Raw genomic sequence first — 16,395 nt, 5'->3', positions numbered from 1 at the left:
GGACTGGGAAAAATTTTCCGGTTAACGGGAATGGTTACCCGCTTAAGCCCCCCGGCAATTTACGACAATAGCGGCGACCACGCCGGATCTGACGCGAAGCCCGGCGTCGGCACACGCAGTTCGTTGCGGCCGGAAACGTCGACGGTGAAGAGCGACGGTCCCTGGCCGGGATCGCGGAAGAACATCACGACGCGCCCGTTCGGCGCGAAGGTCGGCCCCTCATTGTGATAGCCCGAGGTCAGGATCCGCTCGCCCGAGCCATCGGGCTTCATGATGCCGATCGCAAACTGGCCGCCGCCCTGCTTGGTGAACGCGATGTAGTCGCCGCGCGGCGACCACACCGGCGTCGAGTAGCTGCCGTCGCCAAAGGAGATGCGTTGCGCCTGCCCGCCATTTGCCGCCATCACATAGATCTGCGGCTTGCCGCCACGATCGGACTCGAAGCAGATACGCGTTCCGTCGGGTGCAAAAGATGGCGAGGTGTCGATCGCCGGCGTGTCGGTCAGCCGCGTCATCGATTTCGAACGCAGATCCATCACGAACAGGTTCGAGTTGCCGCCCTGCTGCAGGCTCATGATGATGCGCTGGCCGTCCGGCGAGAACCGCGGCGAGAACGACATGCCCGGGAAATTGCCGACGATCTCGCGCTGGCCGGTCTCGATGTTGAGCAGATAGACGCGCGGGTCGCCCTGCCCGAACTCCATATAGGTGATTTCCTGGGTCGACGGCGAAAAGCGCGGCGTGAGCACGAGGTCCGAGCCGCGGGTCAGATAGCGCACATTGGCGCCGTCCTGGTCCATCAGCGCGAGCCGCTTGACGCGGCGCTCCTTCGATCCGGTCTCGTCGACGAAGACGATACGGGTATCGAAATAGCCCTTCTCGCCGGTCAGCCGTTCATAGATCTGGTCGGAGATGATGTGCGCGATGCGCCGCCAATATTCGGCCGAGGTGTCGTATTGCTGGCCGGCGAGCTGCTGGCCGGTATTGACGTCCCAGAGGCGGAATTCCGCCTTCACGCGCCCGTTGTTCTGCCGGGTCATGCGTCCGGTGACCAGCGCCTGCGCGTTGACCGACTTCCAGTTCTGGAAGTTCGGCGCGGCGTCGATATTGATGTTCTTCTCCAGATAGGCGGCCTGGTCGATCGGCGCGAACAGACCGCTTCGCTTGAGATTGTTGGTGATGACCTGGGTGACGCCGGCACCGACCTCGGTATCGCCGGGGGTACCGGCCGTGAAATTCGGGATCGCGATCGGCAGCGGCGCGAACTCGCCGTCGGGAATCTGCACGCGCTTCGGCCCTTGCGCGAATGCGCCACGCGGTGCGGCGGCAATGGTGCCGAGCGCGGCCATGCTGGAAATGATCTGGCGGCGGGTCGGGCGGAAAAACGTCTCAAACGATTTGTTCTGATTGGTCATCGTTGGCGAACTTTGCTTTATGGGACCTCAAGCGCACATCGCGCTCAGGTCTTTCGTTCGGTGAACACGGGCGAAAAATATTTCCATTCGTCGAAGAAGGCCGCCGGCAGATTGTACGGCTGGCATTCGATGATCGCGCGCAACGCGCTCTCCTGATAGACGCGCAAATAAGGCGTCGCTGCCGTGCCTTCCGGCACGGGCATGCCCTCGAGCGTGCCGTCGCGCTTCAGGCGGATCACGAAGGCGGCTTCCGTCTGCATCGCCTCGATGCCGCCATAGGGCTTCTTCCAGCACCGCTCCACCTGGCTCTTGAACATCGCGCCCCAGGTCGCCGAATTGTCGGCGGCCTTGCCATGGGCAAGGCCGAGCGCTGCGTTGGAATTGAGCGTATCGCCGGCTGCCGCCTGGCGCGTCGGATCGCGCTTGTCGAGGAGCGCTGCGATCTTCGACTGGTCGAACACGCGCTCCTTCAGCTTCTGCTCCGGCGGCGGCTTGGCAGCCTGCTGTTGCGGCTTCGGCGGCGGCTTCTTCTCTTCCTTCTTGATCGCCTCGGCAATCGGATCGGGCTTCACGGGGTCCGGCTTCTTCTCGGCCTGCTTCGGCTCCGGCTTTGGCTCTTCCTTTTTCGGCTCTTCCTTGGGCTTGGTCTCTGCAACCGGCTTCGGCGGGTCGGGCTTCTTTTCGACCGGCTTCTCTTCCACCTTCGGGGTCGGCGGCGGGGCAGTGTCGGTGACGATGGGCGGCTTCTTGTCCTCGATCTTGCCGACGGTGTCGTCGACCGGCTTGGCCTCGGCGACCTTCTCGACGAGCGGCTTCGGATTTTCCTTCTTGCCGGTCCTCTGGCCGGCCATCACATGGGCAAGCTGGTCGGACGAGATGACGTCGACAGCGACGGTCTCCTCGTCCGGCAGGACATAGGCCTTGGACGAAAACGATACGAGGCCCCATCCCAGCACGAGCACGTGCAGGGCGATCGATGCCACCAGTGTCTTGTCGACCTTGACCTTCAATTTTCCCTGCAACTTACCCTGCTCTGCCACAGCTTAAGATCTCAAGATCCCCCCTCCGGGATGATGACGATGTTGGCCTTGAAGCCGGCGGTGCGAATCTGGCCCAAGAGCTTCATCATATCCGTGTAACAGACGTCCTTGTCCCCGCGCAGATATACCACGGCATCGTTATCCGACCGGGTCTCCCGGATAGCCTTGATTTTGGGCAAGAGGTCGGCAGCCGAGATCGGGGCGTCCCCGAGATAGAGTTCCACGTTCGAATTGCAACTCCCGCCGGTGCGCTTGACCGACAGCGTCAAGGGCGGGGTGTTCTGGGCAATCGACTTGCCGCCGCTCGCGATCGGCAGGTCGATGTCGATATTCGACGTCATCAAGGGCGCTGCGACCATGAAGATGATGAGCAGCACCAGCATCACGTCGACCATCGGCGTGACGTTGATTTCCGCCATCACGGCGGCGCGGCGCCGGCCACGGCGGCCACCGCCGCCCGACGAACCCGCCATGCTCATCGCCATGGCCTAAAACCCACCGCTTGCGTTCATCACTTGCTGCCTCATCAGGCCCGTTCGTCGATCTGGCGCGACAGAATCGCGGAGAACTCGTCGGCAAAGCCTTCCAGGCGCTGGGCCTGTCGGTTCACCTCGGAAATGAACTTATTGTAGAAAATAGTCGCCGGAATTGCGGCGATCAGGCCGATTGCGGTCGCAAACAGCGCCTCCGCGATTCCCGGCGCCACCACCGCCAGTGAGGTATTCTTTGATGCCGCAATCGACTGGAAGCTCGACATGATGCCCCAGACGGTGCCGAACAGGCCGACGAAGGGGCCGGCCGAGCCGACGGTCGCGAGCACCAGCAGCCGCCGTTCCAGCCGCTCGACCTCGCGCGCGATCGACACATTCATGACCTTCTCGATCCGCATCTGAAGGCCGCCAAAGGAGCGCGAATGGCTCTCGAAGGAGCGCTTCCATTCGCGCATCGCCGCCACGAAACAGGCCGCCATCGACTGGGTCGGCTTGGCCGACAGCGTGCGATAGAGTTCCTCGATCGACTGCCCTGACCAGAACGCCTGCTCGAACCGGTCCATCGCGCGGCGGGTGCGCGAATACAGGAAGATCTTGTCGATCGCGATCGCCCAGACCCAGACCGAGCAGGCGAGCAACCCGAGCATGACCGCCTTCACGACCCAGTGGGCCTGCAGGAACAGCGCGATCAGCGACACGTCGCTCGAGGCCATGGGCAGCGCTGCCTGCGCCACGTCGGCGGGATTCATCGGCAATATCCTTTCAACGCAAAGATCCTGTGTCCTTCCCGGAGCAAATGGCTGCCGGTCCCGGATTTTCGTTTCGACGCGTTTTCCTCACGCGAACCGGTCTCCACCTCGCTTGAGCCGCCCCTCGCAGCCGCGCGCCCAGCGCGGCGGTAAGCGCCAGCCGCGAAAAGCTTTCATCTGTCGCATGGGAGGGCCGTCCAAGGCCGGGCCCTGCTTCCTCCGCCAACATGTCAAAACAAGGGCTGTTCGCGCGTCATTTCCGTCCCTCACCTGACTCTAACCGTGGTTAAGGCGAGGTTACCAAAGCCCGGTTTGGCGGCTGGAAATGCAGGAAATCCGGCCGGTTACGGGAATGGGCGGGTTCCCTGCTGCTTGTTCCCCATCCTAAGGAGATAGGCTGGCTTCAATTGTCAAACAGCGAAGGGGATATGACTCCGCATTCTCGCGGCATGACCTGCCCGAGCTTTGCGTTCGTTTCGCCCTCTCATTGAACAGAGGGCGCAGGGAAAGCCGGGTGCCGGTTGCACCCATGGGTCCCGTGCAGCAAAAAGCACGGGGGTAGGACCACAGGTTCAACCGAAAACACTCCGGCTTTCCCTGCGCAGTGGTTTACGGCTTACTTCGTGCTCTTCCCGGTGACCGGGCTTTCTTGCCACCGTCACCCGCGGCAGCTCTTGCTGCTCGCGAGCTTAGCGCCAGCGTCGGGGCGCCAGAACCACACGACTTCGCCGTCCGTGATGCGTGCGCTCGTCAGTCGCACGCATCGCGTCCACCGCATCTCACCGCAACGTTCGTGACGATCGCGACCCGCCCCTCATTCGCGTGAGACGCGCGGAGTTAAATCACTGATTTGCCCGACGGCGAAAGCGGAATGTTTTTGCCGCGAGGGCTGGACGGGGCAAATCACGTTGATTGGCCTAAGGAAAATCGCGCGAATGATACGATGCCGTCATGCCCGGGCAAAAGCGCGAAGCGCGTCTTGGCGCAGATGACCCGGGCATCCACGTCCTTTGCCGCCGCGGACGGGAGAACGTGGATGGCCGGGTCAAGCCGGGCCATGACGGAGGAGAGGATTGCGCAATGCGTCCCTCCGTCATTCCGGGGCGATGCGGAGCATCGAGCCCGGAATCCATTTCGCCTCTCGCGCTGTGGCCCGATGGATTCCGGGCTCGCGCTGCGCGCGCCCCGGAATGACGGACAAAACTTGGCGTGGGCGAAATGGTGGGTTACGCATCGGCCAAAGCTCGTCGAAGCCACAATCGCGCCCCGGGAGAAACTCATGCGCACCCATTCCATCGCCGCCATTCCTGCCGACGGTATCGGCCCCGAGGTGATCTTGTCGGGCATTCGTGTGCTGGAAGCGCTGGCGAAACGCTCCGGCGACGTCGCGTTCCAGTTCAAGACGTTCGACTGGGGCTCGGATTACTACAAGAAGCACGGCGTCATGATGCCGGCCGATGGGCTCTCCGAACTGAAGAAGTTCGATGCGATCTATTTCGGCGCGGTCGGGGCGCCCGATGTGCCCGACCACATCACGCTGTGGGGGCTGCGGCTGCCGATCTGCCAGGGTTTTGACCAATACGCCAATGTGCGGCCGACCAAGATCCTGCCCGGCGTCGCCTCGCCCTTGCGCAATGTCGGCGTCGGCGATCTTGACTGGGTGATCGTGCGCGAGAATTCGGAAGGCGAATATGCCGGCGCCGGCGGACGCGCGCATAAGGGCCTGCCCGAAGAGGTCGGCACCGAAGTTGCGATCTTCACCCGCGTCGGCGTCACGCGCATCATGCGCTATGCTTTCCGGCTCGCGCAGTCGCGCCCGCGCAAATTGCTCACCGTGGTGACGAAGTCGAACGCGCAGCGCCACGGCATGGTGATGTGGGACGAGATCGCCGCCGAAGTGGCAGAGCAATTCCCTGATGTCACCTGGGACAAGATGCTGGTCGACGCCATGACGGTGCGCATGACGCTGAACCCGAAAAGCCTCGACACCATCGTCGCGACCAACCTGCACGCCGACATCCTGTCCGATCTCGCCGGCGCGCTCGCCGGCAGCCTCGGCGTCGCGCCAACAGGCAATATCGATCCCGAGCGCCGCTTCCCCTCGATGTTCGAGCCGATCCACGGCTCGGCCTTCGACATCACCGGCAAGGGCATCGCCAACCCGGTCGCGACCTTCTGGACCGGCGCGCAGATGCTGGAGCATCTCGGCGAGAAGGACGCGGCCATGCGTCTGATGGCGGCGGTGGAACGCGTCTGCGCCGCCGGTGTGCTGACGCCCGACGTCGGTGGCAACGCGACGACGAAAGAGGTGACGGATGCCGTGATCGACGCGATTCAGGGATCGAATGTATGAGGCGCCTTCACCTCTCCCGAAGGGAGAGGTCGGATTTCGCGCGCCAGCGGGAAATCCGGGTGAGGGGTTGAGGTCTATCGAGAGAGCGTAACCCCTCACCCGGCGCTGCGCGCCGACCTCTCCCTATGGGAGAGGTGAAGTGCGGCCCGCCTGCGAAAGCAGATGGCACCTCTACCGCCACTTCGTCAGCCTGCCCATGATCGGCTTGAGCAGTTGCGGCGCAAGATAGATCGGGAATTGCGATAGCGCGAAGTAGAGCCAGGTCAGGCCCGGCAGCACGCCGTCGGTGGCGGCGACCATCAGGCCCATGTTCCGCTGCGACACCATCACGGCCAAGGAAAGCGCGCGCTCCATGCCGAAGCGGCGAAACACCAGCATGGTGCCGGCGAGCAGCGCAAAGAACACCGCAAAGGCGAGCAGCGTCAGCCCCAGCGCCTGCAGCGGTTCACGCCAAAAACTCGGCGCGACCGGACCCATGACTGCGCAAACGAACACCAGGAGGATCAGGATGTTCAGGCCGTCGATCGGCGCCTTGTGGCGCTCGATGGCGGCAAGCCCGAACAACAAACGGATGATCGCGGCGGCCGCGAGCGCGCCGGCCAGGATCAGGAACAGTTTTGCGCCGAGGGCGACCGGCGACAATGTCAAGGCAGAGCCGAAGAAGAGATAGGCGAACAGCGGCGCGGTGAGCGGCACCAGCGCGGTGCCGGTCACCAGCGTGATCAGCACCAGCGTGGCGTCCAGCCCCATCAGCGCCGCGAGCGAGGGCGAAGCCATCATCGGCGAAGCCACCGCCTGCAGCATCAGGCCCAGGAACAGGTCCGGCGAGGCTGTGCCGAGGCCGGCCGCGCGCCAGAACACGCCGGTCATGGCCGGGACCGCCAGCAGCGTCCATGCCGTCGCAGCGAGCACAATCGCAGGCCGGCGCAGATAGAGCCGCAGCGCGGAGATATCCACGCGCATGAACGAGATGCAGAGCAGGAGAAAGACGGCCTCCGTAACGAAGGGCCGCAACGCTTCGCCGAGCGGCGGGATCGCGATGCCGATGAACACTAACGCGGCGACGGCGCGCGTGCCCTGGCGGCCGAGCCACGCGAGCGGCCCGACGATGGCAGCAATGGTAGCAGTCAAGGCAACAGGCATTGGCGTTCTCCTGATGGAGCCGCAGCACGGAGAGACCTGTTGAGATAAGAACATGCGCCCGCCGGACCGCGGCGGCACTCGTTCATGTTTTGCAGATGAGACAAGACGACGTGCCGCTCCTTAAAAGGAGCGCCACCAGCGCGACGCAGTGAAGGTCAGGCAATCGTCCATGGGACTTGATTGGCATCGTGCGACGCCATTGGCAAGAGGCACAGTGTCGTCCTGGCGAAAGCCAGGACCCATAACCACAAGCGGTTGTTGTGGCGCGTGCAAGTGGTTGCAGCGGAGCACACTCCAAACACTTGTGGTTATGGGTCCCGGCTCAAGGCCGGGACGACAGCATCATTGCGGCAACGGAAGTGTTCAACACGGCCGCTTCAAAAACCAAACCGCCCGTCTGCTTTCGCAAACGGGCGGCTCAGGGCCATCAGGTTTTATGGGGGCACATCGCCTGAAGGCTAGCTCTCGATCTTATTCTTGACGCGTTTTCTTCACGCGAACCGGTGCCCACTTCGCTTGAAAACGCTATGGCTTTAGCCCTGCTGCGGCGGGGGCTGGTCGTTCGGCGGAGTCGGACGCTGGCGATGCTGGTTCATGAAGGCGTCGAACTCTTCCTTGTCCTTGGCGTGGCGCAGGCGGCTCAGGAATTCCTTGAACTCCTTCTGCTCCTCTTCGAGACGCTGCAGCGTCTCGGCGCGGTATTCGTCGAAGGCGCGGTTGCCGCTCGAGGGCGGACCAAAGCCCCAGCCGAAGCCGCGGCGCTCCATGCGGTCGCGCATGCGATCCATCTTGTACTGCATCCGCTCCATCTTGTTCTGCCAGCGATCCTGATCGTGGTGACTCCAGCAACCCATTCTTCTGCTCCCGAGTGTGAAAAAGAGGAGGGCGAGCCCGATCGGCCACCAAATGATGAAGCCGAGAATGGTCACGGCAATCCAGCCGGGGTGCCACGGGCTTTCGAACATGCGTGGGCGGTAGGGTTCTTCCACAGGGCCGCGCCATCGATTGACATCTGCGGTGTAGGCCATTTCCCTTCTCCATCACGGCATCACGCCGTTGTGAATGTAAATAACATTTACATACTTGGCCGATCCATTCCGAAAGTCAAGGCGACCCCACGGGGGTGCGACAAAATTATTTCGGCAATTTTATTTCGGTTTGCCCCAAGGACCGGCAGGCTTTTCGTCCAGCGGCTCGGGCGTGCGCTCGGTGGGGAAGCCGAGACCGCGCAGATAGATCAGGACTTCGGCCTCCAGCAGTTCTTCCGGCGTCATCGGCAGTTTGCGACGCGCTGCATCGCCACGGCCAAATAACGAAGCGACACCGTGCGACATCGCCCAGATGTGCAGCGCCATCATCATCGCCGGCGGACGCGGCACGCCGGGCGGCGCCAAAGCCGCAAGCCGCTCCGCGGCGGCACGAATGACGGCAAAGGCGCGTTCGCTTGCCGCCATCAGTGCAGGAGTTGTCTCGACCGGAACGCCGGATTCGAACATCGCCGAATAGAACGCCGGCTCCTCGCGGGCGAAGGCTAGATAGGCCTTGCCGACGCGCTCAAACGCGGTGATCGTGTCCGGACGGCCGTCGTCCCACGCCTGCGTCAGGAGTTGTTCGAACTGCTCGAAGCCGCGCTGGGCGATGCTCGACAATAGCTCGTCGCGGTCGCGGAAATGCCGATAGGGCGCGGCGGGGCTGACGCCGGCCATGCGGGCGGCATCGGCGAAGGTGAAGCCGGCCGGCCCCTTCTGCGAAATCAAGTCGAGCGCCGCCTGCAGCAACGCCTCTTTGAGATTGCCGTGATGATAGCCGCGCTCGCCGCGGCGCTGATCCTTGCGCCAGCTCATGTGAAAAGCTCTTACATGAGCAGGATGCAAAGGTCACTAGCGCCGAGGGCGCAACTTCGCGTCATTCCGGGGCGGCTCGCAGAGCCGAACCCGGAATCTCGAGATTCCGGGTTCGATGCTATCGCATCGCCCCGGAATGACGGCGGTTCGTAGCCCGGGCGGAGCCAACGGGTCGCGCGAACGCGCGCCCGATGACAGGCTCCGCGCAACCCGGGACGGCTGTGTCCGCATTTCCGGGCCCCGGGTGACGCTGGCGCTTCACCCGGGCTGCAGGGCTGGCGGCGAAATTAACGGCCCGGAATCGGAAGGACCGGCATGATCTCCACGGAGTCGCCCGGGAAGATCGCGAAATGCGGGTGGTTCTCGAACATTTTGGCGGCGGCCTCCTGCGAGGCGGCACGCACCACGGTGAACCCGGTCAACAGGTTGGTGATGTCACCGATGCCGTTCGCGTCGACCTTCTTGGTCTTGCCGAGCGGGCCGCCCATCTCGACGATCACCCCCTGATGCTTTTCGACCCAGGCGCCCCACGCCGCCATCCCCTGCTGCTCCTTGGCGCGCCGCTCGGCCTCCGGCAGCGCGCGCCAGGCCGTCATTCGCGCACCGTTCATGCTGCCGAGATAGACGGCGAGGAACGTATCGTTGCTGCTCATGTGCTTCTCCCTTGGCGTTGAATTTGTGATCGGTGCGCGACTTAACGGTGTGCCGAGTCCCGCTGCAGTTCTTCGAAGCCGGCGGCTGCCTTCTGCACCTCCTCCGAGAAATCGCTCATTTCCTGCACCTGGCGGATCTCGATGATCTCGTTCTCGCTGGCCGGGCATCGCTTGGCCCATTCGATCGCCTCCGCACGCGAGGCCACGTTGATCATCCAATAGCCGCCGAGCACTTCCTTCGATTCGGTGAACGGACCGTCGGTGACCACAGGCTTGCCGGTCGCGAAAGAGACGCGGGCGCCCGCCGACGGCGGATGCAGGCCGTCCAGCGCGATCAGGACGCCGGCGTCCTTCAGCGCCTGGTTGTATTGCATCATCGCTTTGACGCGTTCGGGATCGAGGTCGATCTTCGGCGGCGCGGTCTCGAAGCCGAGCGGGATCATCAGCATCATGAATCGCATGGGTGGTTCCTTGTGGTTTGGGGGATGTCATTCCGGGGCATCGCAACGCGATGAGCCCGGAATCCATTTCTCAGCTTGCGCACGCGGTCCGATGGATTCCGGGCTCGTCCTTCGGACGCCCCGGAATGACGGCGAGGGCTACCTTGTGGCGACCTGGGCGCGCAGGCGCTCTTCCTGCTCGCGCAGTTCGGGGGTCAATGCCTCGCCGAAATCCTCGGTCGAGAACACCTGCCGGATCTCGATCTCGCCGTCCTCGAACGGGGCACGCTTCATCCAGTCGATCGCTTCATCGAGCGATTTGGTCTCGATCAGCCAGAAGCCGGCGACGAGATCGTTGCTCAAGCTGAACGGCCCGCGGGTGACGCGGGGCTGCCCGCCGCCATAGCCGACCCGCGCGCCCTTCGCACTCGGATGCAGGCCCTCGCCGGCTTGCAGGACGCCGGCCTTGACCATCTCCTCGTTGAAGGCGCCCATCGCGGCCAAAAGTTCCGTCGAGGGCATCACGCCGGCTTCGGTGTCCCGGCTGGCCTTCACTATCACCATGAATCGCATCGTCTCGCGCTCCGTTAGGGGGTCACTTATTGGTTTGGTCACTTGTCTTCAGGCACTCGCAGATAAGACGAACCGGGTTTTGCCGCACCGACAGGTCCCTGCAAAATTATTCTGGAGGTAATTGCGGCAATTGGGCGCGGGCGGCGTGCCCACCCTACGCGCCCTGCTTGACGAATTTGCCATCCTGATAGGTGGCGCCGAAATAGACGTCGATGCGCTTCACCTTGTCGCCGTCGAAGGCAAAGAACTCGGTATTGCGGAAGCTATTTCCGTCCTTCGCCACGCAGCGATAGGTCACGAAGGCCTCGTCGCCTTTGACGAAGATCCGTTCCAGCTCATGGCTCGCGATCCAATCGCTATCCCGCCAGCAGCAGGCGAAATAGGTCAGCTTGTCCAGATTGTCGTCATAGGGGCTGGTGAAACGGAAGTCGTCGGTGAAGGCCGCCTCGACGCGCTGGCGGTCGTTCGCCAGATAGGCGGCGAAGATCGCGCGGATGATCCCGGCTTTGTCGGTGGATGGCATTCAGCTCTCCTTCGGCACCAGCTTGAAATAGGGCTCGGCCTCCTTCATGACCCGCGCGAAGGACGGACGCGCTTTCAGGCGCTCGAAATAAGCGCGCAGATTCTCGTGCTCGTCGCCCAACGGCACCATCATGTTGCCGTAGAACAAGGACGGCGCGGCGGCGCAATCGGCAAGCGTGAACGCCTCGCCCGCCGCCCAGCCGCCGGGCGCCAACTGCTCGTCGATGATGCGGTAGGAGGCGAGCAGCTGCGCCCTCGCCTCCTCGACGCCAAACGGATCCTTGCTGTCGGCCGGCCGCAGCCGGTCGCCGACGATCTTCTGCATCGGCAGGTGCAGATAGAGATCATAGAAGCGTTCACGCAGCCTGGTCTGCCAGGCGAGATCGGCCTCAGCCGGAATGAACTTGGTGCGGCCGGGATAATGGCGGTCGAGATAGTCGATGATGATGCTGGATTCCGGCACGACCTGGTTCCGCGCATGGTCCTGCAGCACCGGGAAGCGCCCGATCGGCGACAGTTTCAACAGCGCCGCGCGCTCGGCAGGATTGGAAAGGTCGACGGGATGGGGCGCGAACGGGACGTCGTTCTCATAGAGGGCGATGAGCACCTTCCAGCAGAACGACGACAGCGGGTGATAGTGCAGCGTCAGCGACATGGAAACTCCTGTTGCCGGCGGCCGGATGTGCCGCCACAGGGAAGACGAAGCAGGGCTCAGGGCGCCCGACATCGCCGGCGGATTTATTTCGCGGCCGCAGACCTTGCTTTCGCCAGGTAGACGGCGCAACAGGAACCGATATCGGAAAACGTTGGAACATCCATGACTTCATCTTCGCAGAAGGTCGCGCTCGTCACCGGAGCGGCGCGCGGCATCGGGCTTGCCACCGCCAGGCGATTCCTTGCCGAGGGCTGGCGCGTGGCGCTATTGGATATCGAGCGCGAATTGCTGAACGAGGCGGTCGCGAGCCTCAAACAGGCCGAGAACACGCTGGCGCTGCCTTGCGACGTCTCCGACGCCGCTGCTGTCGCGGCAGCAGTCGCCGCGGTGGAAAAACGCTTCGGCCGGCTCGATGCGCTCGTCAACAATGCCGGGGTTGCGGTGTTCGCGCCGCTGCTCGAGACCTCGGACGCCGATTGGAGCCGGATCCTGGCGGTGAACCTCACCGGACCGTTCCTTTGCGCCAAGGCAGCCGCGCCGCTGATGCGCGAGCATGGCGGCGGCGCCATCGTCAATATCACCTCGATCTCGGCGGTGCGCGCTTCGACGCTGCGCTCGGCCTACGGCACCAGCAAAGCAGGGCTAGCGCATCTGACCAAGCAGCTCGCGGTCGAGCTCGCCTCGCTCGGCATCCGTGTCAATGCGGTGGCGCCTGGCCCGGTCGACACCGCGATGGCGAAAGCGGTGCATACGGCCGCCATCCGCGCCGATTATCACGACGCGATCCCGCTCAACCGCTACGGCCTCGAGGAGGAACTGGCGGAAGCGATCTTCTTCCTCAGCTCCGACCGCGCAAGCTACATCACCGGGCAGATCCTCGCCGTCGATGGCGGCTTCGATGCCGCCGGCATCGGATTGCCGACGCTGCGCGGACAAGGGCAGAACGGCTAGGGCCGCTGGTTGACCGCGATGACGCGCCAGCCATTGGCCAGGCGATCGATCCGGGTCAGCGACAGCGGATCGATCACGAACCGCAAGGCGTTCTCAGCCTGAAGGGCGAGCGCAAGCGCGAGCACGGCGCGGATCGTGCCGGAATGCACGACCAGCACGGCATCGCCCGCCGGCAGCGCCGCCAGCCCCTGCCTCGCGCGCGCGATCTGATCGACAAAGCTTTCGCCGCCGGGCGGCCGGTTGCTCGCCGGCGATCGCCAGAACGCGTGATAGGCATCGCCGAGCTCAGTCACGAGATCGTTGTGACGCCGCCCGGTCCAGGCGCCGAAATCCTGTTCACGAAAGGCGGCGTTCTCGGCCGCTGCGAGCCCGAGCGCGGCCGCGGTCTCCCGCGTGCGACGCGCCGGGCTGCAGGCCGCGAACGCGCCTTGCGGCAGCCTTGCCTTCAGCGCGGCAAGCGCCGCTTCGTCACCGAGGTCGGCCGGCGCGTCCGGGCCATGGATGACCCCTTTCGGCCCATCGACGGGCGCGTGCCGGATCAGCCACAGGTTGGTTTCGATGTTCATCTTGAAGCCTGGGCCAGCCTTGCGGCGAGCAGCATCATGCGAAGGAATCGCATGTAGTTCGATAGTCTAGACGAAGCTGCATGACAAAATCTTGCCGCATGCGACGCCGCTAAATATGCGAGGAGAACGAGGAGATCGGGGAGCCAGCGGATGTCAAGGGCGGTGATCAAGGCGGCTTTGATCGCAGCGGCGCTGCTCGGAGCAAGTTCGTTCGCGCGCGCCGAGGTCCGCATCCTGGCAAGCCCGGGCGGACAAGTCGAGCCGTTCATCGAATTGTTCGCGCGCGTGCGCGCCTCCGGCGAGCGCGTGGTGATCGACGGGCCCTGCCTGTCGGCCTGCACACTGGTGCTCTCGATGGTTCCGAACAACCGCATCTGTGTGACGCGGCGCGCCGTGCTCGGCTTCCATGCCGCGCGTTCGGTCGACAGGAGCGGACGTTTCTATGCCGAGCCGGAGGCCTCCGAGGCGGTGCTCGAGGCCTATCCGGCACCGGTGCGCGGCTGGATCGTAAGCCACGGCGGATTGACGTCGCGGCTTTTGCTGTTGCGCGGACGCGACCTCTCGGCGATCTATCCGCGGTGCCGATAGCTCACATTCCTTCGGCGGGGCAGTTCACCATCCAGGGGATGCCGAACTGATCGACGCACATGCCAAAACCCTTGGCCCAGAAGGTCGGCGTGAAGGCCATGGTCACGGTGCCGCCTTCCGCGAGCGCCTTGAACTTGCGTTCGCCGTCGGCCGGGTCTTCCACGGTGAGAGAGACCGCAAAGCCCTGCGGCTTGTTGAAATATTCCGGCGGCGAATCGGAGGCCATGATGATCTCGCCGTCGATCGTGATCTTGGCGTGCATGATCTTCTTCTTCCAGTCCGGCGCGACGGGCATCGACTCCGGCGCCTGCTCGTGGGTGAGCATCGCCTCGATCTTCGCGCCGAGCACCTTCTCATAGTATTTCAGCGCCGCTTCGCAATTGCCGCTGTAGAACAGATAGGGATTGACCTGCATGGCTTGCTCCTTGGGTTTGAGGGCAGTAGCGGAAAACTATTTCTTTGAAGATTTGGCGCCGCGCGGTTGGCTGTCGCGGATCAGGCGGTCGAGATGCATGCGGATGTGAGCGGCCTCCGCGGTCGTGTTGGCAAGCGCGATGGCGCGGTCGAAGGCGACGCGGGCCTCGTCATTGCGGCCGAGCTGCATCAGGAAGGCGCCGCGGACGCCGTAGAAGTGGAAATAGTTCTGCAGCCGCTGGGCAAGCGGATCGATCATCTCGAGCGCCGCTTCCGGCCCGCGAACTTTGGAGACCGCAACCGCGCGGTTCAGCGTCACCACCGGCGAAGGCTGCATAACCTCGAGCGCGCCGTAGAGCAGGTCGATCTGTATCCAGTCAGTGTCTTCGGGCTTTTCGGCGCGGGCATGCAATGCGGAGATCGCGGCCTGCACCTGATAGGGACCGCTGCGGCGATGGCGCATCGCCTTGTCGATCAGCGCCAGCCCCTCGGCGATTAAGGTCTGGTTCCACAGGCGGCGGTCCTGGTCCTCGAGCAGGATCACGGCGCCGTCGGCATCGAACCGCGCCGCAGCGCGGGCGTGCTGCAACAACAACAGCGCGGTGAGCCCCATGATCTCCGGCTCGCTCTGGAACAGGCGCAGCAGCAGCCGCGCCAGCCGGATTGCTTCTTCGCAGAGGGGGCTGCGGATCTCGGCGGTGTCCCCGCTCGCCGAATAGCCCTCGTTGAAGATCAGGTAGATCATCGCCGCGACGGAAGCGAGGCGCTCGCTGCGTTCGGCCGCACCCGGCGCCTCGAACGGCACTTTCGCCTCCGCCACGCGCGCCTTCGCACGGGTGATGCGCTGCTCCATCGCGGCCTCGCTGACCAGGAAGGCGCGCGCGATCTGTTTCACAGAAAGGCCGGAGACGATGCGCAGCGCCAGCGCGATCTGCTGGGTCGGCGGCAAATCGGGATGGCAGCAGATGAACAGCAGCCGCAGGATGTCGTCGCGATAATGCGAGCCGTCGAGCCGTTCGGCTAGTGCGTCTTCGGCGTCGTCGAGATCGGAGATCGCCTGGTCGTCGTCCGGCAGCGCCTCCTGCTTGCGGCTGCGCCTGATATCGTCGATCCCGACATTGCGGCCGACCATGATCAGCCACGCCGCTGGATCGCGCGGCGGACCGTTCTGCGGCCAGCTCTTCAGCGCGCGCAGGCAGGCGTTCTGGTACGCCTCCTCCGCCCGGTCGAGATCGCGGAAATAGCGGAGCAGCGCGCCGACCGCCTGGGGTCGCGCCGAAGTCAGCGCGGCGTCGATCCAGGCGGTATCGGTCACGGCTGAACACTCCCCGGGTTGAAAACCCCGACGGGCCTGATCTCATAGGCGCCGCCCGGATTGGCCGCGCCGAGGTCGCGCGCGACCTCGAGCGCCTCGTCGAGATTCTTGCAGTCGACGACATAGAAGCCGAGCAGTTGCTCCTTGGTCTCGGCAAAAGGACCGTCCAGCACCAGCGGCGGATCGTCCTTGCGCAGCGTGGTCGCCGCCGTGGTCGGCAACAGCCGCGCCACCGGCCCAAGCCGGCCCTGCTGGGCGAGCTTTTCCTGCACGACGGATAGTTTCTTCATGACGGCCGCGTCCTGTTCCTTGGTCCAGGAACCGACCATGTCCTCGTCGTGATAGCAAAGGATGGCATACAGCATGCGTCAGGCATCTCCGTTGTGTTGAAGACGAACGATTATGCCCGCAGCCGACAACACTTAGAAGAAATTTTGAGAAGGGGTGAGTTCCAGCCGCACCGCGCCCGCCGTCATTGCGAGCGGAGCGAAGCAATCCATGCCTCCACGAGTGGCGAGATGGATTGGATTGCTTCGCTCCGCTCGCAATGACGCGGGGCGGCAGCTTCCGCATCACCAGTAGATTCCGTACTTCGCCGCAATACGACGCGCTTTGGCTTCGTCGTCGCGCCAGCTATGGGCGTGGGCTTTCTCAAAGTCTCCCCTTGATTGATGGCAGGAGAC

The 16,395-nt window shown here is 64.0% G+C and carries 19 protein-coding genes; 3 read left to right on the top strand and 16 right to left on the bottom strand.

The window, feature by feature from the left end:
• Positions 1 to 59: 59 nt before the first annotated feature.
• From tolB to tolQ, 4 genes are all read right to left on the bottom strand, one after another.
• Positions 60 to 1,349, bottom strand: coding sequence for a Tol-Pal system beta propeller repeat protein TolB (gene tolB, locus AC5ZG5_RS02615; RefSeq protein WP_409334845.1), 1,290 nt, complete (start codon positions 1,347 to 1,349; stop codon positions 60 to 62).
• A gap of 110 nt (positions 1,350 to 1,459) precedes the next feature.
• Positions 1,460 to 2,425, bottom strand: coding sequence for a cell envelope integrity protein TolA (gene tolA / locus AC5ZG5_RS02610; RefSeq protein WP_456641014.1), 966 nt, complete (start codon positions 2,423 to 2,425; stop codon positions 1,460 to 1,462).
• A 41-nt stretch (positions 2,426 to 2,466) separates the two neighbouring features.
• Positions 2,467 to 2,940 carry a biopolymer transporter ExbD gene (locus tag AC5ZG5_RS02605; RefSeq protein WP_028163670.1) on the bottom strand — a complete coding sequence of 158 codons (474 nt, stop codon included), beginning with the start codon at positions 2,938 to 2,940 and terminating at the stop codon, positions 2,467 to 2,469.
• A 41-nt stretch (positions 2,941 to 2,981) separates the two neighbouring features.
• The gene (gene tolQ, locus AC5ZG5_RS02600; RefSeq protein ID WP_027579741.1) at positions 2,982 to 3,695 is read right to left on the bottom strand and encodes a protein TolQ; all 714 of its coding nucleotides are present in this window, start codon (positions 3,693 to 3,695) and stop codon (positions 2,982 to 2,984) included.
• A gap of 1,279 nt (positions 3,696 to 4,974) precedes the next feature.
• On the opposite strand from tolQ, the gene AC5ZG5_RS02595 reads away from it, so the two are divergent.
• Positions 4,975 to 6,048 carry a tartrate dehydrogenase gene (locus AC5ZG5_RS02595; protein ID WP_456640963.1) on the top strand — a complete coding sequence of 358 codons (1,074 nt, stop codon included), beginning with the start codon at positions 4,975 to 4,977 and terminating at the stop codon, positions 6,046 to 6,048.
• 171 nt (positions 6,049 to 6,219) lie between these two features.
• On the opposite strand, the gene AC5ZG5_RS02590 is transcribed toward AC5ZG5_RS02595, so the two are convergent.
• From AC5ZG5_RS02590 to AC5ZG5_RS02555, 8 genes are all read right to left on the bottom strand, one after another.
• Positions 6,220 to 7,191 carry a Na+-dependent transporter gene (locus tag AC5ZG5_RS02590; RefSeq protein WP_456640962.1) on the bottom strand — a complete coding sequence of 324 codons (972 nt, stop codon included), beginning with the start codon at positions 7,189 to 7,191 and terminating at the stop codon, positions 6,220 to 6,222.
• A 533-nt stretch (positions 7,192 to 7,724) separates the two neighbouring features.
• Positions 7,725 to 8,219: a DUF2852 domain-containing protein gene (locus AC5ZG5_RS02585; RefSeq protein WP_028163673.1), complete on the bottom strand. Its 495-nt coding sequence runs from the start codon at positions 8,217 to 8,219 to the stop codon at positions 7,725 to 7,727.
• A gap of 120 nt (positions 8,220 to 8,339) precedes the next feature.
• Positions 8,340 to 9,035: a TetR/AcrR family transcriptional regulator gene (locus AC5ZG5_RS02580; RefSeq protein ID WP_028163674.1), complete on the bottom strand. Its 696-nt coding sequence runs from the start codon at positions 9,033 to 9,035 to the stop codon at positions 8,340 to 8,342.
• A 287-nt stretch (positions 9,036 to 9,322) separates the two neighbouring features.
• Entirely contained in the window at positions 9,323 to 9,688 is a 366-nt protein-coding gene (locus AC5ZG5_RS02575) for a YciI family protein (protein WP_456640961.1), read from the bottom strand.
• Positions 9,689 to 9,729: 41 nt separating this feature from the next.
• Positions 9,730 to 10,149, bottom strand: coding sequence for a YciI family protein (locus tag AC5ZG5_RS02570; protein WP_028163676.1), 420 nt, complete (start codon positions 10,147 to 10,149; stop codon positions 9,730 to 9,732).
• A 138-nt stretch (positions 10,150 to 10,287) separates the two neighbouring features.
• Complete coding sequence (locus AC5ZG5_RS02565) at positions 10,288 to 10,701, bottom strand: YciI family protein (RefSeq protein WP_456640960.1); 414 nt, start codon at positions 10,699 to 10,701, stop codon at positions 10,288 to 10,290.
• 154 nt (positions 10,702 to 10,855) lie between these two features.
• On the bottom strand, positions 10,856 to 11,224 hold the full coding sequence (locus AC5ZG5_RS02560) for a nuclear transport factor 2 family protein (RefSeq protein WP_456640959.1): 369 nt from the start codon (positions 11,222 to 11,224) through the stop codon (positions 10,856 to 10,858).
• Positions 11,225 to 11,878: a glutathione S-transferase family protein gene (locus tag AC5ZG5_RS02555; RefSeq protein WP_130228240.1), complete on the bottom strand. Its 654-nt coding sequence runs from the start codon at positions 11,876 to 11,878 to the stop codon at positions 11,225 to 11,227.
• A 162-nt stretch (positions 11,879 to 12,040) separates the two neighbouring features.
• Between AC5ZG5_RS02555 and AC5ZG5_RS02550 the strand changes: the two genes are divergently transcribed.
• A complete protein-coding gene (locus AC5ZG5_RS02550; RefSeq protein ID WP_456640958.1) occupies positions 12,041 to 12,829 on the top strand; it encodes an SDR family NAD(P)-dependent oxidoreductase in 789 nt (262 codons plus the stop codon).
• Here the strand turns inward: AC5ZG5_RS02550 and AC5ZG5_RS02545 are convergent.
• Positions 12,826 to 13,395, bottom strand: a complete 570-nt coding sequence (locus AC5ZG5_RS02545) for a histidine phosphatase family protein (RefSeq protein ID WP_456640957.1) — start codon at positions 13,393 to 13,395, stop codon at positions 12,826 to 12,828. The two genes, AC5ZG5_RS02550 and AC5ZG5_RS02545, sit on opposite strands and share 4 nt — an antisense overlap.
• A gap of 150 nt (positions 13,396 to 13,545) precedes the next feature.
• Between AC5ZG5_RS02545 and AC5ZG5_RS02540 the strand changes: the two genes are divergently transcribed.
• On the top strand, positions 13,546 to 13,983 hold the full coding sequence (locus AC5ZG5_RS02540; protein WP_028163682.1) for a hypothetical protein: 438 nt from the start codon (positions 13,546 to 13,548) through the stop codon (positions 13,981 to 13,983).
• Position 13,984: 1 nt separating this feature from the next.
• Here AC5ZG5_RS02540 and AC5ZG5_RS02535 read toward each other — a convergent pair whose 3' ends face one another.
• From AC5ZG5_RS02535 to AC5ZG5_RS02525, 3 genes are read right to left on the bottom strand one after another with little or no spacing between them, the layout of a single operon-like run.
• Positions 13,985 to 14,398, bottom strand: a complete 414-nt coding sequence (locus AC5ZG5_RS02535) for a VOC family protein (protein ID WP_028163683.1) — start codon at positions 14,396 to 14,398, stop codon at positions 13,985 to 13,987.
• Between the two features lie 36 nt (positions 14,399 to 14,434).
• Positions 14,435 to 15,712: an RNA polymerase sigma factor gene (locus AC5ZG5_RS02530; protein WP_456640956.1), complete on the bottom strand. Its 1,278-nt coding sequence runs from the start codon at positions 15,710 to 15,712 to the stop codon at positions 14,435 to 14,437.
• The gene (locus AC5ZG5_RS02525; protein WP_456640955.1) at positions 15,709 to 16,077 is read right to left on the bottom strand and encodes a YciI family protein; all 369 of its coding nucleotides are present in this window, start codon (positions 16,075 to 16,077) and stop codon (positions 15,709 to 15,711) included. Before AC5ZG5_RS02525 ends, AC5ZG5_RS02530 begins: the two co-directional genes overlap by 4 nt.
• Positions 16,078 to 16,395: the final 318 nt, after the last annotated feature.

The sequence above is a fragment of the Bradyrhizobium sp. Ses1 genome (assembly GCF_059512365.1).
Note: the sequence above shows the minus strand (reverse complement) of the source record. Positions and strands in the feature narration are given on the sequence as shown.